The organism is Acinetobacter sp. IK31 (genome assembly GCF_035615195.1).
In the GTDB taxonomy this organism is placed as follows: domain Bacteria; phylum Pseudomonadota; class Gammaproteobacteria; order Pseudomonadales; family Moraxellaceae; genus Acinetobacter; species Acinetobacter calcoaceticus_C.
The window spans coordinates 287174-305796 of the sequence record NZ_JANBOB010000002.1 but is presented as its reverse complement, the minus strand read 5'-3'; the positions used below and the strand labels follow the sequence as shown (position 1 = coordinate 305796).

Here is an 18623-nt window from a genome sequence, read left to right as displayed (position 1 = left end):
GCTAGTGTCTGGTTTGATTACAAATAACAATGATTTTATGCACTTATTCCTATTCTGATCCGAGAAATCGTGCATAAAACCATGCGATCAACTTAGATAAAATTTACATGCATTAAAAAATGCGTCAAAACATCATTTATACATGTATTTCAGTTAATAATTTCGCTAACAAATCGTTAATGAACTGGATACGTTTTTCATGTTCCTCTAGCTGAACCATAACTTTTAAACGCTGTCCGCCCTCCATACGATAATAGGTCGGATGCTTTTGCATGAGTTGAATAATACTAATCGCTTGAACAGGAGTATCTGGTGAGAATTCAATATTGCCACCTTGAGTATTAATATCGATCTTGGTGATACCTAGGTGTTCAGCTTTCAAGCGAATCTGATGGACACTAAACAGATGTTTAACCGATTGTGGTGGAACACCAAAACGGTCAATTAATTCCATACGGATGTTATCGAGTTTTTCTTGCGTATCTGTATTACTAATACGTTTATAGAACAATAAACGCTGATGCACATCACCTAAATACTCATCAGGGATAAGTGCAGGGATATGTAAATTAATTTCCGCAGTCAGCGATAACGGTGCATCAAAATTCGGTGTTTTACCTTGCTGAATTGCCTTAGTAGCTTTCTCCAGCATTTCCATATACAAGCTATATCCAATTGCCTGCATTGAACCGCTTTGTTGCTCACCTAAAAGCTCACCAGCACCTCGAATTTCTAAGTCTTCTGTAGCTAGCATAAAACCAGCGCCCAGAGTTGAAGCACGCTGGATTGCATCTAAACGCTTTTCTGCATCACCTTTTAAATGTTTTAGAGAAGGAACTAATAAATAAGCATAGGCTTGATGATGTGATCGCCCCACCCGCCCACGTAATTGATGTAATTGAGCTAAACCAAGTTTGTCAGCCCTTTCAATCAAAATTGTGTTGGCATTTGGAACATCGATTCCAGTTTCAATAATGGTTGAACATACCAATACATTAAATTCTTTGTGATAGAACTGCTGCATGACTTGTTCGAGCTCTCTTTCTCTCATTTGTCCATGAGCGACTGCCACACGAGCTTCAGGCACAAGAACACGGAGGTTTTCGGCAGCCCTTTCAATCGTATCGACTTCATTGTGTAAAAAATATACTTGTCCACCACGTAGTAATTCACGCAAGATGGCTTCTTTAATGGAGGCTTCCGTATGTTCTTGTACAAAGGTTTTAACCGCTAAACGACGAGCTGGCGGTGTAGCAATGATAGATAAATCACGCATTCCCGAAAAAGCCATATTTAAAGTTCGTGGAATGGGTGTTGCAGTAAGCGTCAACATATCTACATCTGCACGCAAAGCTTTAATGCGCTCTTTATCACGCACACCAAATCGATGTTCTTCGTCGACCACCATTAGGCCCAAGTCTTTAAATTGCACATTTTCTTGCAAGAGCTTATGAGTTCCCACCACAATATCGACTTTACCAGCAATTAAATCTTCAATATTTTTTGTATGGGTTTTATTTGAGCCAAAGCGTGACAAGACTTCTATACGTACCGGCCAATCAGCAAAACGATCTTTAAAAGACTCGTAATGTTGTTGTGCAAGTAAAGTTGTAGGTACCAAAACAGCAACTTGCTTGCCGTTTTGCACAGCAACAAACGCGGCTCGCATTGCTACTTCAGTTTTACCGAAACCAACATCACCACAAACAAGTCGATCCATAGGTCTAGCTTGTTGCATATCGTGAAGTGTTGCTTCAATAGCATTCGCCTGATCAAGGGTTTCTTCGTAGGCAAATCCACTGGCAAATTGCATATAAAGTGATTGATCAAGTTCAAAACCAAAACCAGGTTTTGACTGACGACGTGCTTGTATATGTAATAATTCGGCTGCAACATCATGAATTTGTTCTAAAGCTTTGCGTTTAGCTTTACTCCACGCATCACTTCCAATTTTATGAAGTGGAGCTAAATCTGGGTCTCCACCACTATAACGACTAATAAGATGTAAATTAGTCACAGGCACATAAACTTTTGCCCCTTCAGCATAATTTAGTTGCAAGAATTCATAATCTTGCCCTTCAATTGCTAAAGTAACTAATCCTGCATAACGCCCCACACCATGATCAATATGAACAACAGGAGCATCTATACTTAATTCAGTCAAACTGCGAATTAAGAACTCTTCTGAAACTTCTTGCTGACGTTTACGACGACGCTGAACTACCCGATGTTCATATAACTGATTTTCTGAAATAACCGACAATTGGTCTGTTAAAAGCAACCCACGGTCTAGCGGTGCATTTGTAATAGCAATCGCAAATTGACTGGTCTGAAATTGCTCAAAACTGTCTACGCCAGGAATATCTCCTAAACTGGCACGTAAACCATCTCTTAAGCTTTCACGTCGACCTGCACTTTCTGCAACCAACAAGACCGGATGATTTGCTTCATCAATATATTTTTTGACTACCGCGAATGGTTTTTCTTTTTTTGGATCGACCGCTAACTTGGGTGGCGGCTCTACCTTAAAGTTTAATGCACCAGCTTTTTCTTCAACCGCTTCTGCACTCACGAGCATACGCGGAAATTGATTTAAAGCATTGAGTAAATGATTCGGAGCAATAAATAATTCTTCAGGAGGAAGAATTGGCTGATCTGCGTTATGACGTCTGTCTTCATAACGACGAAAAACTTCTTTCCAAAAATTTGTTAAATCAGTGTCTACATCATTAGTTGTAATTACAATGCAATTCTTTGGGAAGTACGTTGCAAGTGTACTTTGTGCTTCCATTTGTGATTTATCAAAAAACAATGGTAAATAAAATTCAATTCCCGGTGAAGCAATTCCCTCCAAAACATCTTGATAAATTGGATTTTTCTTGGGGTTTGCTGTAGGGAAAAGTTCAGAATACCGATCTCTAAAAATTGAACGGGCTTCTTTTAATGGAAATTCTTTTGCAGGTAAAACTGTAAAACTTTTTAGAGTTGTTGTGGTTCTTTGCGTTTCTGGATCAAAGAATTTTAATGTATCAATTTCATCATCAAACAGATCAATACGAATAGGCGCTTCTTGTCCTGACGCAAAAATATCCATAATACTGCCACGTACAGCAAACTCACCGTGATCATAAACAGTATCTACCAAATGATAACCAGCTTGTACCAATCGTAACTTCTGTTGCTCTAAATCGAATTTTTGTCCAACATGAATATCAAAATGTTCACCCAAAACCCATGAATACGGTGCAACTCTTTGAGCTAAAGTACTTGCTGAAAGGAGTAATACACCCTTCTGAGGCATATTAGATAAAATTGCGAGACGTTCTGAAACAATATCTTGATGAGGTGACAAGCGATCATATGGCAAGATTTCCCAATCAGGAAAAATTGTCGGTTTTATGCCATAAAACTCAAGTTCACTTTCTAATTGAGCAACATGTTGGTTATTTCGAGCCACTACAACGAGCAAAGATGAATGCTGAACAGCAATTTCTTTGAATAATAATGCAGCAGATGAACCTAATAACGACCCTACCCAACGCTTTTCACCGGCTTTGAGCTGTTGTAAATTCAATTGAGAGATTTCTTGTTGAAACATGTATGTGGCTTTTATCAGCTAAGAAGATATGAGCCTAATAGTAGCATGATGTTTTTAGTGAATTGAGTTATTTTTTTGAAAATCAAACTACTAGTTAGCTCTACCTTTTATATTTTTTAATCAATCAACTATGATTATTTATCACGCAAAAACAAAACGTAATATTGATTTAATATTTGTATAATCGCTTTAAGCTGAAGCAGTTTTTCTTGTGTATTTCCTAATCTTTCTACATAACGTTGAGTTGCGATTTCCAGATCAATCTTTTCATTAATTTGTGGAGTAATTAAAAATAACTTTTGAAGATTATCAAAATTTTGCAATTTACGGTTTGAGAAATACTCAAGATGTTCTGACCATTTTTCATTAATCACTACATCTTTAATGATAGGACCGCGTTCAGAATCAAATTTTAATTGATTCTCTTGCAAGTAAGTTTGTTCTGGTGTTTCTTTTGAGCCTTGAAAAAGCTGCGTTATCTTCTTAAACATTTTATCACATCATATTAATTTTCAATTCAAGCAATGGAAGTTCTAGTTACTCCCATCATTTAAGCCTTCTAATTTAACGGCTATTCATCGCCTAAATCATCAAGGAAATCGACAGTAGGTACAAAAAATAAAGTACCAGTCTGTGCGGTACTAAAGTCAAGCAACCGATCAAGATTACCATGCTCATTTCCTAAGAACATGTTTTCTAGCATTTGTCGGGTTGTACTAAATTTACGTGAGTAACCAATAAAAAATGTGCCATATTCATTTTTTGACGGGTTTGAAAAAGGCATATTAGCTCGCATAATTTTAAGCTCATTACCGTCTGCATCATGTGCTTTACTTACGACATTATGAGCTGTTACAGGCTTTTCATCATCACCTAGCTCAATATCATTGAACTTTTTACGGCCAATTACCTTTTCTTGCTCTTCATCGCTCAACCCACGCCATTTCTCCATGTCGTGTGTGTATTTCTGGATAAAAGCATAACTCCCCCCGATAAAATCAGGATCTTCATTGCCTACTAATGCCCACTGCGCTGCAATAACTGGTTCTGGATTTTCTGTTCCATCTACAAAGCCAATAATCGCTCGCCCATCAAAATAACGAAAACCATGAACTTCATCAATTGAATAAGTCACTTTACCCAGTTGTTGATTGATTATATTACCCAGCTCATAACATAGAGCCTGACGATCAGCACGGATATGAAAAAATAGATCACCATGTGTTGAAACAGCCGTGTATTTCGGCCCTTTAATTTCTTTAAATGTTTCTAATTCTTGAGGTTTCGCTTGCTCTGGAAATAAAATATCCCATGCATTGGAACTAAAACCCAAAGTAGCATTAAATTTACTTTCTGGATAACGATTGGACAGGCTTCTTGTTAATGCTGAAAAATTACTAGCAAAATCTTTTACTTTTTCTATTACAGAATCACCTTGAGTGAGCCCCAATACGATAAATAGTGCATTTTCACCAGGACTGCTTGTTACAGGTTGAATTCTCATACATTCCATAAAATATGCCTTATTTGGGTACTTAATCTTATTAATTTAGCATATTCATGTTCTTATGAAATCTGATCTTTCTCAGAGTTTAAATAAATTATCTTAAACTCTGAGAAATTATCTTAATTAATCAGCGACCATATTGCTTCTTTAAATATTTTACGATTTGAGCAGATTCAAACATCTTCACTCCAGTATTTGGATCTACTAAATAAGGTACCTGCATTTTACCTTGCATAATAGGCAACATTTTTTCTCGTTTTCCACCTCTTAGAGGTACATATTTACCCGGTTTTAAGCGAAGAATAGCTGGGCCTTGATCTTGCCATCGTTCCTTTGCAACATTATGCAGAATATAAGGAAGCTCTAGCTCACAGAGTAGACTTCTTACAACTCGGGAATAAGGACTTGCCTCAAAACTCCATAACTCAAGTTTTTGCTCAGGTGCAGCTCTATTAATGATTTTTTTGTTTATCCAAACACCCCGAGCGCCATTTAGTATTGTTCCAGCAAATGCAACATAAGGTACATCAGGGTAACTCGAAAATTTCTGAGGTGTCTTTCCAGACTTACCGTAGTGTTTAAATAAATGATGAATAATTTGTTGTGACTCGTATAGCTTATCGTCAGTATTTTCATCAATTAGAAAAGGAAACTGTAATTTACCGCCAGTCTCCTTAACAATAGAACGATACTTCAACCCACCTTTAGGGCATGGATAAATTTCGACATCCAGATTTAAGAGTGTAATGACTTCACGAACACGACGGCAAAATGGCGAACCTTCAAATTCATATAGCTTCAAAGCTTTTACAGGTTGCTGAGGAAATGCAGTACCTGTTACGCCCCGACCACCTTCAGCAATTGCCGATACAACTGCTTGTAATACTTTAATTTGATGATTCACCATCATGCGATCCTTTATAGACTGTGATTACACTAATTTTTCTTTTGAAATCACAATTCCATTATTATCAGCATAAATATAATCGCCTGATTGAATTGTGACACCACCAAAATACAAAGTGGTATCTACTTCGCCAATGCCTTTACGATTACTTTTTTGCGGAATTGCAGCCAATGCATGCACTCCTAAATCAAGAGTGGCAATAGCATCAACATCTCGTACACAACCATAAATTACGACACCATTCCAGTTATTTTTAACTGCCGATTCCGCAATCAGGTCCCCCATAAGCGCACAACGCATAGATGCACCACCATCTACAACGAGTACTTTATCTGTACCATCTGTTGCCAATAACTCTTTTACACGCGAGTTATCTTCAAAACACTTTACTGTTACAACCTGTCCCCCAAAAGTTTTACGCGCTCCATAACTTTGAAAGAACTTTCCATCCATTGAGGGAATTACAACTTGTAAGTCTTTTTCAGGGTTATCATCTAATAAATCACATGTTACAAACGGTACTGTGGACACTTCTATTCTCCCTTATCGAGTTTTCTGTATGCTCAGATTATCATATCGTTTGAATGCTTCAATTTGCGTTAGCGCCGCTACGACCATGGTATGAGCCAATTGCTCCGCCGTCACAGGCTTATATTTGAATGGTTTCTGCAATTTATTCTCAATAAATTTAAATAGACTTTGCCCTAAATCCTCTATAAGCCGTACATCACTGCGCTTACCAATAAGTAAAGAGGGTCTAAAAATAGATAATTTTTCAATTCCCAGACTCTCAATATAATTTTCTAGTTGCCCTTTCACTTTATTATAGAAAATGGGTGAATTCGAATTTGCACCAAGCGCACTTACCAACAAAAGATGAATATGTTTATCTTGTACCAAATCTGCAAAATGAGCATTGATTTCATAATCTACCGCGTAGAAACCTTGCTTTGAGCCCGCATTTTTTAATGTTGTGCCCAAACAGCTAAATGCATGGGTATGACCATTCACATCTTCATCATTCAACATTAAGAGATCTTCTATGATGAGCTGATTAACTTTGTCATATGTATTAAATACTTGAGATTCTTTTCTAACCACTACGGTAATGGCTTCAAATTCTGGAGCCTGCTGGAGCTTTTCTACAAGCGCTAACCCGACTAGCCCTGTTGCGCCTAGCACAATCGCTTTTTTCTTACTTGCTGTCATTTTTTATCCATCCCTATCTAACTTTGTTTTAAATTTAACCTTTTCTTACCGTTTTAACAGCCCCTAAAACAGCTTAAAACGTTCTCAAGGCTTGACTTCACGGTGTCTATTCATCACAATATGGCACTTGTTTACGGGCTGGTGATGGTTACACCAGTTTACTGGATTGACCACAGCCCGCCCAGACCAACTTATTTTCAAGGAGTGCAAGAGTGGCAAACTCTGCTCAAGCTAAAAAACGTGCGCGTCAAAACGTTACTGCACGTAAACACAACGCAAGCTTGCGTTCTATGGTTCGTACATACATCAAACGTACTTTAAGTGCAATTGCTGGTGGTGATCATGCTGTTGCTACAGAAGCTTACCAAAAAGCTGTTCCTGTAATCGACCGTATGGCTGATAAAGGCATCATCCACAAAAATAAAGCTGCTCGTCATAAGAGCCGTTTAAATGCTCAAGTTAAAGCGTTAGCTAACTAATTAAAGCATGTAAAAAAAGCCCAATAGGGCTTTTTTTATGATCTATCGTTTTTGAGCTTATAGCGTTTTTCCAAATTTGGCTACATTTAGCTCATAGGCCTTACCTCTCCAAATCCATTTTAATTTGCAATTTGGAAATTCTTCGCCTTCAAACCATACAAATAGACCTTCCATCATTTCAGGCCAATCTTCTTTCTTAATTTCATTTTCACCAGAAATTACAGCAACAATTGCAGCAATAATAGTGTCATGGCTGACAGCTAAACTAAGCCCGCCTTGAGTTTTAGGATGCGTATGATAAATAAGCTCTAGTACATCTAAAACACCAGTAATTGGGTGTTTCATACCAGGTAATGCATTATTTACAAAACTATTAATAAAACCTAAAGCACCTTGCTTTTTAAAATAAGGGGCAGCTTGTTGTATGTCTAGTACAAAGCTTCCAGGTTCAACCAGTAGCCCTTGCTCAATAATTTCAATCGTATGTGTATTAAATTCAGGACTTACGGCATCAGCCCCTTCAATCATGAGGGCAGCCGTATCGACACAACGCTGTATGGGACTTGAAATACAATGCTGAATAACACGATCTGTATTTTTGATTAAATAGTTACCCCATGCCTGCGCAAGCTCACGCCCTTGAGGAGTGAGTTGCAGATCATATCCAGCTAAACCTTGCCCATCCACAAGTTCTCTTAGAGAATGGCGCGTAAATAAGGTCACAGGAGTTGAAGCATCGGGCAATAAATCAATTGCTTCAAACATACTTTTAGGCAATAAATCGAGTGCCATTTTTATCTTGTCATCTTTTTTCAATACCTTGCCACTATAACATGTCTGGCATAACTCTCAATCGATAACACCTGATTGGGCTAATGCTTCAAATGCTATTTTTTTGCTTTCCTCATCACGAAATGCGATAAATCCCTTATTTAAAACCGTGTGTCTCTGGTTATATTCAAAAGGTTTTCCATCGAGAGTAAGTAAGCCACCGCCTATACTTTCTAACAAACCTTGACCAGAACTTGTGTCCCATTCAGAAGTCGGATGGAATCGAGGGTAAATATCTATTTCACCTTCTAACATCATACAAAATTTATAGGCACTGCCCGCTTCTCGTCGAATAATGCTATGTTTTTCTTCAATAGGTTGAATAAATTTTTGATATTTCGGATTTTTACTGCCATGACTAAGTCCTATTTGAATAGGCTCATCTGGCGAAAACGAGGTTATTTGATATTGATACCACTGTTTTTGAGTGAAACTATATTTAAAAGGTAAATCTTGCAGATATCCCAAGTACACGACTTGTTCACATGGCACAGCAATAACTGAAAAAATCGTTTCTTTACCCTTAATCAAACTTAGGTTGATTGTAAACTCATCACGCTCATGTATGAATTCTTTAGTTCCATCAAGAGGATCTAACATCCAGCATGTAGGCCACTCATGCCGAGCACTATAATCACTTTCTTCAGACAAAACCGGCAAGTCTGGCGTAATCTCTGCCAAGTGCTTTAATAAGAAAAGGTTCACTTTTAAATCTGCTTGAGTTACAGGTGAATCATCTTGTTTTTCGTGAATAGTGAACTCATAACCCGCAGAATAATTTTGATATTCTTGTAATAAAATTTGGCTCGCTTGCTCCAAAATTGGAAGAAGCTGATTAATCAAAGTATCTTGTGGGCGTGTAGTTGTTATAAACATAAATATGCTCTACATAGTTTCATTTCTATTATAGGTGAATTATGAACGATTCAGTATTCGCCAACAGTTTGATTTACTAAAATAGTCATTTATCTTAATCATTAGGTAATCGCTGCTTTTAGTACACACTATGTAGTTAATATGAATAATGATGATGTTTTTTAAAAATAAAAAAGCCTCCAGTCCGTACAAAAAACAATCTATAAGTGATGAAAAATAAACAACTTAAATCAGATTTATCCATTTCCTTTTCATATATTTCTTGTTATGTTCAATCACACAATAACAAGATGGAAGAAAGCGTACATGATGCTATATGGATATCATTTCTCGACAATAGAACATAACTGGGAAGAACTCACTCCCTTAAATGAGTTCCTACAAACATTTGCAGATGATGATGGTGGTGTTTCAACAAGAGATAAAGAGTCTCTCAAAGAAATCATTGCAAAATCAGATACAGCTTTAGCTTTAGCAAGAGAAATGGGTTGGGATGGCAGTTACACAGGATGTCCTTATCTATTCTGGTTACCAAGTAAAAATAGCCAGTCTTTTGAGTATGGCTTTGTATTTAAACAGACATCAGACAATACCACTTTTGTGATTTCACCAATTGAGTTGAGCTATCTAGCTCAAGATTCAGAAGTGCAAACATTAAGTAAAACTATTGAATAAGCAATATAGGTTATTGATTCAGATTTGATATCAATAACCTCATCTTATTTTAGATAGATTAGTCAAACATGCTTAACTGTGGTGTAGGTTTTATAATTTTTTCTTTTGGTACATGTGAGCATTCAAACTCTTCAACTGGAAAACCTTCGATAAAGCTTGAAATATCGGGTGATTCCAAACTCAACCACTCTTCTAATCGGTCATGTGGAATCACAATCACTGATCTTTTTACATCGCCAGGCTCGTGAAAATCTTTCATCATTGGGTGGTCTATGGCATCCATGGTCAACATGCTTGCAGAGCGAATAATCGTTTCATTTATTTTGCAAATTTCATAGATTGCTGCAATAAAAAAAGCCTGTCCATCTTTACGGCGTACTCCCCACCGCTCAGGTTTATCATTTATATATTTACTTTCATAAAACTCAGTCACCGGAATCACACCGAACTTACATTTAAGTGCAGCTTCTTGAAAACTCGGTTTTTGGAAAATCGTTTCATGACGGGCATTGTAAGTATGTTTTGCTATATTTGTATCTTCGGCCCATTTTGGAACCAACCCAAACATCACTTCACGCCACTCAAGACCCTGTGGAGATTTGAATAGTAGCGGCATTGTTCCAGCAGGGTAAACCTCATCGGCATAGCTAAAGCCGACTACAGGCAACTGAAGTTGCTGCAATTGGGCAAGAGTTAAAGGTTTAAAGTTAGCGCACATAGCAAGAATAAACTACTGTATTTTTACTCTCTTATTTTATAAGTATTTAGTCAATAAACCAAATAAAAAGGCACTCGAACGTGCCTTTAACGACATAACTTTACGCTCACGAAATGTGCTGAATTCCTTGAGGAATAGCCTGTAATAGTCGTTTAGTGTAATCATGTTGAGGATGTGCATAGAGCTCATCCGAATTGGCAATTTCAACAACTTCACCATGATTCATGACCATCACCTGATCAGAAATATATTTCACGACCGATAAATCATGTGAAATAAAGATATAACTGAGTCCAAACTCATCTTGTAAATCTTGTAGTAAGTTAAGTACCTGTGCCTGTACAGACACATCTAACGCCGAAACAGATTCATCACAAATCAAAATTTCAGGCTTAAGCGTTAAACAACGTGCAATCGCAATACGCTGACGTTGTCCTCCTGAAAATTCATGAGGATATCGATAATAAGCTTGCTCAGATAAATTCACTCGTTCAAGCAGTTCAAGCGCAATTTGTTTACGCTCAGCATCATCTTTACCAATGCCATGGATTTGCATAGGTTCTAATAAAATCTGCCCAACCGTAAAGCGCGGATTAAGAGAGGCATATGGGTTTTGAAAGATAATCTGAATTTTCCGTTGATATTTAGTAAACTCTTTTTCAGTTAATGAAAGAATATCTTTTCCTTCAATAAAAGCCTGCCCACCAGATGCTTGATGTAAGCGCATGAGTAATAGACCTACCGTCGTTTTACCTGAACCTGATTCGCCGACTAAACCTAAAGTTTTTCCTTTAGCAAGTTTAAAAGAAACGCCTTTTACAGCCTGAAACTCTTCTTTGCCAAATAATCCCTTACGGCTATAAAAGCTTTTTTTCAAATCTTTTACTTCTAAAATAATTTGCTCATCGCCATTTAAGCCACGTTTACGCTGTGGAATTTCGGAAGCATCAAAACTTTGCTCAACCAAGACATTATCTTCTTGGCGCATAAAATCACTAGTCACAGGCAACCGATAAGGACGCTGTGATATTTGGGGACGACAGTAAAGTAATGCTCGGGTATATACATCTTGAGGTTGTTCAAGAACCTGTTCAGCAGCGCCTTGCTCTCTAATTTCCCCCTGACGCATCACAATGACTTTATCTGCAATTTCACCGACCAACGCCAAATCGTGGGTAATAAAAAGCATCGACATTTGCCGGCGCTTACGCAACGATTCAAGTAAATCAATAATCTGCTTTTGAATGGTGACATCAAGTGCCGTCGTCGGTTCATCAGCAATAAGTAGTTTAGGCTCACAAGCAATCGCCATTGCAATCATGACCCGTTGCTGTTGACCACCGGAAAGTTGATTGGGATAGGCATCAATTTTAATTTCAGGTGAAGGAATACCTACTTCTTTAAGTAATTCTAAAACTCGTTGTTGTGCTTGTTTACGGTTCAATCCCATATGCAAACACAACACTTCAGCAATTTGATTACCAACTGTAAAAACTGGATTTAAAGATGACATCGGTTCCTGAAAAATCATGGCAATATCTTTACCACAGATTTTCCGCATATCTTTACGAGACAAACTGAGTAAGTCTTTGCCTTCAAATATAATTTTACTTTGATCATCAATTTTGCTTTGCCCTACAGGCAGTAATCCCATAGTTGCCAAAGAAGTTACCGATTTACCACTACCCGATTCACCGACTAAAGCAACTGTAGTATTTGCTGGAATATCAAAAGAAATTCCTTTTACGGTTTCAATATATTGCTTATCTTCACCTTTAAAACTTACCCGTAAATTTTTAACATGAAGTAACGGCGCATTATTATATTCTTGTTCTATCATTTGGACCTTCCTCTTATTTTAGCTTTGGGTCTAACGCATCACGAAGTGCATCAGTAAACATTGAAAATGCGGTCACCAAAATAGCCATTGCGACAGAGGCTGCGACTAGCTGCCACCATTTACCTAAAAGAAGTTCACTTTGTGCTTCATTTAACATGCTGCCCCAAGACACCACACCGACTGGTACACCAAAACCCAAGAAACTCAAAATGACTTCAGATTTAATAAAAGAAACCACCAAAATCGACATTTGAACTAAAGCGATATGGCTAACGTTTGGAAAAATATGAATGAACATACGACGGAAATGTCCAACGCCAATTGCTTTAGCTGCAAGAACGTATTCACGTGCAGTATGTTTCATATATTCGGCACGAATTAACCGATAAACACCCGTCCAACCCGTTAAACCCAAAATCAGAACAATAGATAAAATGCCTTTTTGTTGAAGTACGGCAGCAATCGCAAGCACTAATAATAAATATGGAATTGAGGTAAAAATGTTATAGAACCAGTTAAGAATATCATCGACCCAACCGCCAAAATATCCTGAAATTGCACCTAAAAGCGTACCGATACCTACTGCAAGTAAAGCAGATATAACCCCAACAAGAATTGAAGTTTCAGCCCCTTTAATTGTTTTCTTTAAAACATCTTGTCCCCACTTATCAGCTCCAAAGACAAGTGTACTTTTCAGTTCTGTTTGCTGGTCTAAAAGATGTCCACCAAGTTGCTGATCAATGGCTTTCATATCATCAGCTAATGGGTCAGCTACGCCATAGTAATCAATCGCGTCCCCTGAACTCTTGCTTTGTTTAATCTGCGCATTCAGTTCTTTGATAACATCTTTTAAAGGATCTACCGGATTTATTGGTAACTCCTCGTCAACCGCCGCAGCATTTTGTTCAGCATCTGTTGTCTTATCTGCACCTATAAATGTGGGAGGTGCGTAGCTCACTGCAACCTCTTTATTCCAGTCAGATGCAATCACACCCGTCATTGATAGAACCAAGATAATAAAATAAAGCAATACGATCGCTAACGATGACATTGCGATCTTGTCAGCCCGAAGACGTCGCATGGCAAGTTTCCACAGACCAGATGAATGAGCTTCGGCTTTTGTTTGTTGTTTTCTTTTTGATAAAACGCTCAGCATAGCCCACCTACTTCAACTGTACACGTGGATCAACCACTTTGTAGACCAAATCAGCAATCAGATTAAAAATCATGGTTGCAGCTGCGATGTATACTGTAATTGCCTTAATAACAGGAAAATCACTTCGTTCAACTGCAATAATGACCTCTCGACCAATACCAGGAATACCAAAAAAACGTTCAATTAAAAATGCGCCTATGAGTAACGCCGGTAAAGTAGACATCACATCGGTAATAATCGGAATTGAAGCGTTACGTAGTACATGAACTCCCAAAATTCGGCTTTCACCGACACCTTTAGCACGTGCCGTTCTAACGTAATCTTGATTAATCTCATCAAGCACAAAACTACGATACAAACGTAAGGTCGGTGCAATACTCACAACCAACATGATTAAAACTGGAAGTAAGGCAAATTTAAATAAATTCTCAGTAAAGGTGTCACTCCAGCCTTGTACAGGGAACCAACTGAGCTGATAAGCCAGAACATATTGAAAAACAATAATGTAAACTAAAATGCTGATCGACATAGCAATAGTACATAACATCATTACCATACGGTCTGTTAGAGAACCTCGTACCGCTGCAACAGCTAAGGCCAAAATAATTGAAATAACGGTCTGTAAAATAGTGAGCGGAATTAAGAGCGTGAGCGACGGCCCTAAGCGGGTTAAAATAATTTGGGAAACAGGTTCGCCAGTACTCCAACTTGCGCCATAATCAAAAGTCAGAATCTGCTTAATGAAAATCCAAAGCTGAATGTAATACGGCTGATCGACACCTAGCTGTTTACGAATATTTTCGATCTGCTCAGGATTGGACATCTTGCCTGCTAAAATATAGGCAGGGTCTCCACCGACCCAGTTAAAAAGAATAAAAATAAGTAAGACTACCCCCAACATGGTTGGAATCATCTGCCATAAACGCCGAATAACATATGCCAGCATAGTGATAATTCCTTATTTAACCCGTTGTCCGGTAATTTCATTAAAGAACGCTTTATTGTCAGGCTCACGACCAAGAAAATCTTTCACTAGTTCAGCTGCTGGTTTTTGGCTACCTTGCGATAAAATCGTTTGACGGTAATGTTGCCCTACTTGCGGATTATTGAGGTTATCGCCATAAGCAGAAAGCATGTCTAAAGCCAAAACTTCAGACCACATATAGCCGTAATAACCAGCTTGATACCCGCCCATCAAATGCCCAAACTGCCCAGGAAACTCTGTTGTTGGTACATAACCTAAAGCTGTAGCAGCTTCCATTTTTTGCCAATTTTCTAAAGGTTTTACTTTTAAGGCATCAGCAGTATGTAGTGACATATCGTACTGTGCGTAGAGTGTCTGACGCGCATAACGTAAACCGCGTCCGTAGTTATGAACTGCTTTTAAACGGGCAATTAATTCGTCATCAACACGTGGACATGCTGGATCACAATAATCAGCCACTTTAGATAAGGTTTCTTTACGGCGTGCCCACTCTTCATACATTTGAGACGGTGCCTCTACAAAATCACGCTCTACGGATGTTCCTGACTGACTGGCATAACGTGTATTTGACAAGATGCCATGCAAGGCATGACCAAACTCATGAACAAAAGTTTCTAGCTCATCACTATTTAAACCTTTGCGGTTAAAATTGGTGACCAATGCTGAAACGGGTAATCTATTGGTTAAAGTGCTACCACCGTATACACCCCAAACGGCGGCATGGCCATATTTCCCCTCACGAGGGAATTTATCCATATATAAGCCACCCAAAAGCTTTCCTGTCTTTTTATCAACTACATCGTAATATTCAACTTCGTTCTGCCATGCTTTAACTTTGACAGGTTTAAAATCAATACCGTAAAGCTCAGAAGAAATAGCAAACAACCATTTTTGTGCAGCTAAAGTCGGAAAATAATCACGAAGCTTTTCCTGATCAATCTGATATTTACTCTTACGAAGTTTTTCACTCCAGTAAGCTTCACTCCAACGTGTTATCTCGGTTTTATCTAAAGGCGTTTTTAAAGTTTGCGCTTTAAATGCTCGGAGTTCTTCGACTTCTTTACGTTCAAGGGGTGCTACTTTTTTTTGTACGTCTGCCAAAAACTGGTTTACAGCATCAGGGGTTTTAGCCATACGATCTTTTAAAACCCAATCCGCATAACTTGCTTTTCCAAACAATTGTGCCAACTCATAACGCAAATCTATTGCCTGCTTGAGTAGTTTTAAATTTTGCTCAGTACCACGGCGTGTAAAAGCAATCTGATATCTTTTTCGGGCATCATCATTATCTGCCAACTCCATAAATGGCCGATATTCTGGATATTCAAAACCAACCAAATAATTTCCTTTCGCATTCTTTTTCAAACCTGAAATATAACTTTCTGGTAAACCCTTCATCTCTTCAGGAGTAAACTCAAGTTTTTCAGGGTTATCACGAACGTTACGGGCATATTCTTGTTCGAGTTTAGTCAATTCATCCAGAATAGCTTTCATTCTTACGCGTTTTGCAGGTTCAAGTTGAACACCTGTATCTTCAAATTGGCTCAAAATATCTTGACGATACTTACGATCAACTGGGTCCGTTGCTTGTGTATTTTTAATTAAGTTATATAGTTTCGGATTTTGAAATATATCAGTGTGAAATTGATTAATTTTGATTTCGCAATCTTCCGCCGCTTTACGCAACTTTGCGTCTGGGTCTACGTTGCTATATAAGCTTATCGGACCTGAAAAATCTTCAAAATGAGCAAAAATTTTATCCCATTTTGCCAAAATAGGTGCCGCTGTTGCGTTAGCATTAACAGGTGTTTTTTCAAAATCTGTAATCTGTTGCTGAATTTTTTTTAAATTGGCATCACACCATGTTGGAAGCTGTTTTGCTTTAAGTAATGGCAATGTACTACGAGTTGTTTCAGCTGAAGCATATTGGTTTATACCTATAGTCAGCATACATAACGTTGTCATTTTTAGTGTTTTATTCTTCATCATATCTCCAGATTTTTCATTTAATGATTAGATTTAGTATTTGTATCAATATCAAAGTACATCCACTCAGCATGTAAAATTGGATGCTTTTTATAGCCAATGACACGCGGCTGGGCCAACATATTTCGGTAGCGGGCATAGGACATCTGCACAGGCATATAGACTTCTAACAAACGCGTCATTTTTCGATAAAGTGCATCTCGTTCAGAGCCAGCTTTCATTTGTTGCGTCTGACGATACAACTGATCAAACTCTGGAATTGAGCCACAAGACCAGTTTGTCATATGCGTATTGGGACCATAAAAATTCTGCATAAAATTATCGCCATCAGGATAATCAGCAATCCATGCAGAAGCACCAAACATACCTTCACATTGTTTTTGTGCTCGAATTAGATCTGCAAAAAGCATTGGTTTAAACACCATTCGAATATTCAAACTATCAAAGTTTTTTTTCCAAAGTTCAGCACTTTGCTGACCAATACTGTCACTGCGAGCCATATATTCAATGACAAGGGGTTTCCCATTTGGTTGAGTGCGCCAACCTGATGCATCTTTTTTATAGTGATATCTATCTAACAGTAAATTTGCTGCTTTCACCGAATATGGCGTACTGGTTCTATACCGAGGGTCATATCCCACTACACCGGGTGGAACTGGAAAATATAGGCGCTCGGCATCATCATTTCTTACTAATTTAATTTCTTGATCTAGTGAGCGAGACATTGCAATTGCACGGCGTAAAGCAATTTTTTCTTTACTCATTCCCCCAACAACCGGATTTTTAAGGTTCCAATAAATATAGCTAATTTCAGGATCAACAATACGAGATAAATGCACACCTTCTTTAGCAAGCTCAGGTCTTAATTTACCGTCTTTAATCGCCTTCGCGACCAATTGCCCTTCAAGCTGAAATATATCAATCTCACCACGCTGAAATGCCAGCCATCGTGATTGGTTTTCTTCCATAACTTGAATATCAATTGTACCTATTTGCGGCATTTGTTTGCCTTTCAGGCGCTTCACAATTGCCTCATCCTCAGGGCTACTGGCTGCAAAGTTCCAAGTAAAACCACGAAAATTTGGATTAGATTTTAAAACAATACGCGAAGCAGGCACCCATTTACTGAGTACATAAGGTCCTGTACCTACAGGATGTCCCATGACAAAACCAGCTTTGTCTTTATACTTTTCGATGACTTCACGCGCCACAGCACCTGTTGGGTCATGTGCCAGTAATAAAGGAAAGTTATAGTCAGGCTGAACTAAACGAATAACTAAAGTGTATCTATTCGGTGTTTGTAAACCACTTACCTTTTGGTCATAGTTAAATTTTCCGGTTTTATTGGCTGCTTTTATTAGTGCATCCATACCTTCAATTTTGCTCTCTAACAACCAGCTGTTGGGAGAACGTAAATTCGGATCCAACAACCGTTTAAAAGAGTACGCATAATCATTGGCCGTTAACTCTCTAGGCTTCCCTTTAAAAACAGGGTCTGGCGTAAAATAAATGCCTTTTTTAATGTGAATGGTATAAGTCAGGCCGTCTGCACTCACTTCGGGCATCATGGTTGCAACTTGTGGGACGAGTTTGGCTGGCCTTGCTAAATAATCATAGGTATATAAAGTTTCAAATATTGAAGTGGTTACATGCGCCGAATATAAATCATGTGAGTACGCTGGATCGAAACCTGTTTCAGCTGTCGGGAATACATAACGTAAAACTTTATTTGGATCGGCTGGGCTTTTCGCAAAAATAGTCATAGATCCAGTTAATGCCATGCTGGCAAATAACAAACCGACACTACAATGCTTGAGCTGTTTTATTAAATTTTCAGTCATATTTATCTTTATCTA

General features: G+C 38.1%; 16 protein-coding genes. 2 read left to right on the top strand and 14 right to left on the bottom strand.

The genetic code is table 11. From position 1 onward, the window contains the following. Nucleotides 1-136: 136 nt before the first annotated feature. From mfd to MSG66_RS02285, 6 genes are all read right to left on the bottom strand, one after another. Complete coding sequence (gene mfd / locus MSG66_RS02310; RefSeq protein WP_324651944.1) at nucleotides 137-3598, bottom strand: transcription-repair coupling factor; 3462 nt, start codon at nucleotides 3596-3598, stop codon at nucleotides 137-139. A 134-nt stretch (nucleotides 3599-3732) separates the two neighbouring features. Then, complete coding sequence (locus MSG66_RS02305; protein ID WP_042896486.1) at nucleotides 3733-4089, bottom strand: hypothetical protein; 357 nt, start codon at nucleotides 4087-4089, stop codon at nucleotides 3733-3735. An 80-nt stretch (nucleotides 4090-4169) separates the two neighbouring features. Further along, on the bottom strand, nucleotides 4170-5102 hold the full coding sequence (locus MSG66_RS02300) for a Dyp-type peroxidase (protein ID WP_133973810.1): 933 nt from the start codon (nucleotides 5100-5102) through the stop codon (nucleotides 4170-4172). 130 nt (nucleotides 5103-5232) lie between these two features. Beyond that, nucleotides 5233-6015, bottom strand: a complete 783-nt coding sequence (locus MSG66_RS02295) for a glutathione S-transferase N-terminal domain-containing protein (RefSeq protein ID WP_324651941.1) — start codon at nucleotides 6013-6015, stop codon at nucleotides 5233-5235. Between the two features lie 21 nt (nucleotides 6016-6036). Then, nucleotides 6037-6543, bottom strand: coding sequence for a ribonuclease E activity regulator RraA (gene rraA / locus MSG66_RS02290; RefSeq protein ID WP_324651939.1), 507 nt, complete (start codon nucleotides 6541-6543; stop codon nucleotides 6037-6039). A gap of 12 nt (nucleotides 6544-6555) precedes the next feature. Next, nucleotides 6556-7221: a nucleoside-diphosphate sugar epimerase gene (locus MSG66_RS02285; protein ID WP_324651937.1), complete on the bottom strand. Its 666-nt coding sequence runs from the start codon at nucleotides 7219-7221 to the stop codon at nucleotides 6556-6558. Between the two features lie 212 nt (nucleotides 7222-7433). Between MSG66_RS02285 and rpsT the strand changes: the two genes are divergently transcribed. After that, nucleotides 7434-7700, top strand: a complete 267-nt coding sequence (rpsT, locus tag MSG66_RS02280; RefSeq protein ID WP_003651535.1) for a 30S ribosomal protein S20 — start codon at nucleotides 7434-7436, stop codon at nucleotides 7698-7700. Nucleotides 7701-7757: 57 nt separating this feature from the next. Here the strand turns inward: rpsT and MSG66_RS02275 are convergent, their stop codons facing one another. After that, nucleotides 7758-8492: a histidine phosphatase family protein gene (locus MSG66_RS02275; RefSeq protein WP_004642661.1), complete on the bottom strand. Its 735-nt coding sequence runs from the start codon at nucleotides 8490-8492 to the stop codon at nucleotides 7758-7760. A 57-nt stretch (nucleotides 8493-8549) separates the two neighbouring features. Then, nucleotides 8550-9407, bottom strand: a complete 858-nt coding sequence (locus MSG66_RS02270) for a 3'(2'),5'-bisphosphate nucleotidase CysQ family protein (RefSeq protein WP_262471760.1) — start codon at nucleotides 9405-9407, stop codon at nucleotides 8550-8552. Nucleotides 9408-9713: 306 nt separating this feature from the next. Between MSG66_RS02270 and MSG66_RS02265 the strand changes: the two genes are divergently transcribed. Next, nucleotides 9714-10082, top strand: a complete 369-nt coding sequence (locus MSG66_RS02265) for a hypothetical protein (RefSeq protein WP_003651529.1) — start codon at nucleotides 9714-9716, stop codon at nucleotides 10080-10082. A 58-nt stretch (nucleotides 10083-10140) separates the two neighbouring features. On the opposite strand, the gene MSG66_RS02260 is transcribed toward MSG66_RS02265, so the two are convergent. The 6 genes from MSG66_RS02260 to MSG66_RS02235 form a co-directional block, all read right to left on the bottom strand. Further along, on the bottom strand, nucleotides 10141-10800 hold the full coding sequence (locus tag MSG66_RS02260) for an SOS response-associated peptidase family protein (RefSeq protein WP_151744045.1): 660 nt from the start codon (nucleotides 10798-10800) through the stop codon (nucleotides 10141-10143). 106 nt (nucleotides 10801-10906) lie between these two features. Beyond that, nucleotides 10907-12640 (bottom strand): ABC transporter ATP-binding protein, encoded by a 1734-nt coding sequence (locus MSG66_RS02255; protein ID WP_324651930.1) that lies wholly within the window; start codon nucleotides 12638-12640, stop codon nucleotides 10907-10909. Between the two features lie 13 nt (nucleotides 12641-12653). Next, a complete protein-coding gene (locus MSG66_RS02250; protein ID WP_133973825.1) occupies nucleotides 12654-13796 on the bottom strand; it encodes an ABC transporter permease in 1143 nt (380 codons plus the stop codon). Nucleotides 13797-13803: 7 nt separating this feature from the next. Next, a complete protein-coding gene (locus MSG66_RS02245; RefSeq protein ID WP_324651927.1) occupies nucleotides 13804-14742 on the bottom strand; it encodes an ABC transporter permease in 939 nt (312 codons plus the stop codon). Between the two features lie 12 nt (nucleotides 14743-14754). Beyond that, complete coding sequence (locus MSG66_RS02240; protein ID WP_324651925.1) at nucleotides 14755-16767, bottom strand: M3 family metallopeptidase; 2013 nt, start codon at nucleotides 16765-16767, stop codon at nucleotides 14755-14757. A gap of 20 nt (nucleotides 16768-16787) precedes the next feature. Further along, nucleotides 16788-18608 (bottom strand): ABC transporter substrate-binding protein, encoded by a 1821-nt coding sequence (locus MSG66_RS02235; protein ID WP_324651923.1) that lies wholly within the window; start codon nucleotides 18606-18608, stop codon nucleotides 16788-16790. Between the last annotated feature and the right edge of the window lie 15 nt (nucleotides 18609-18623).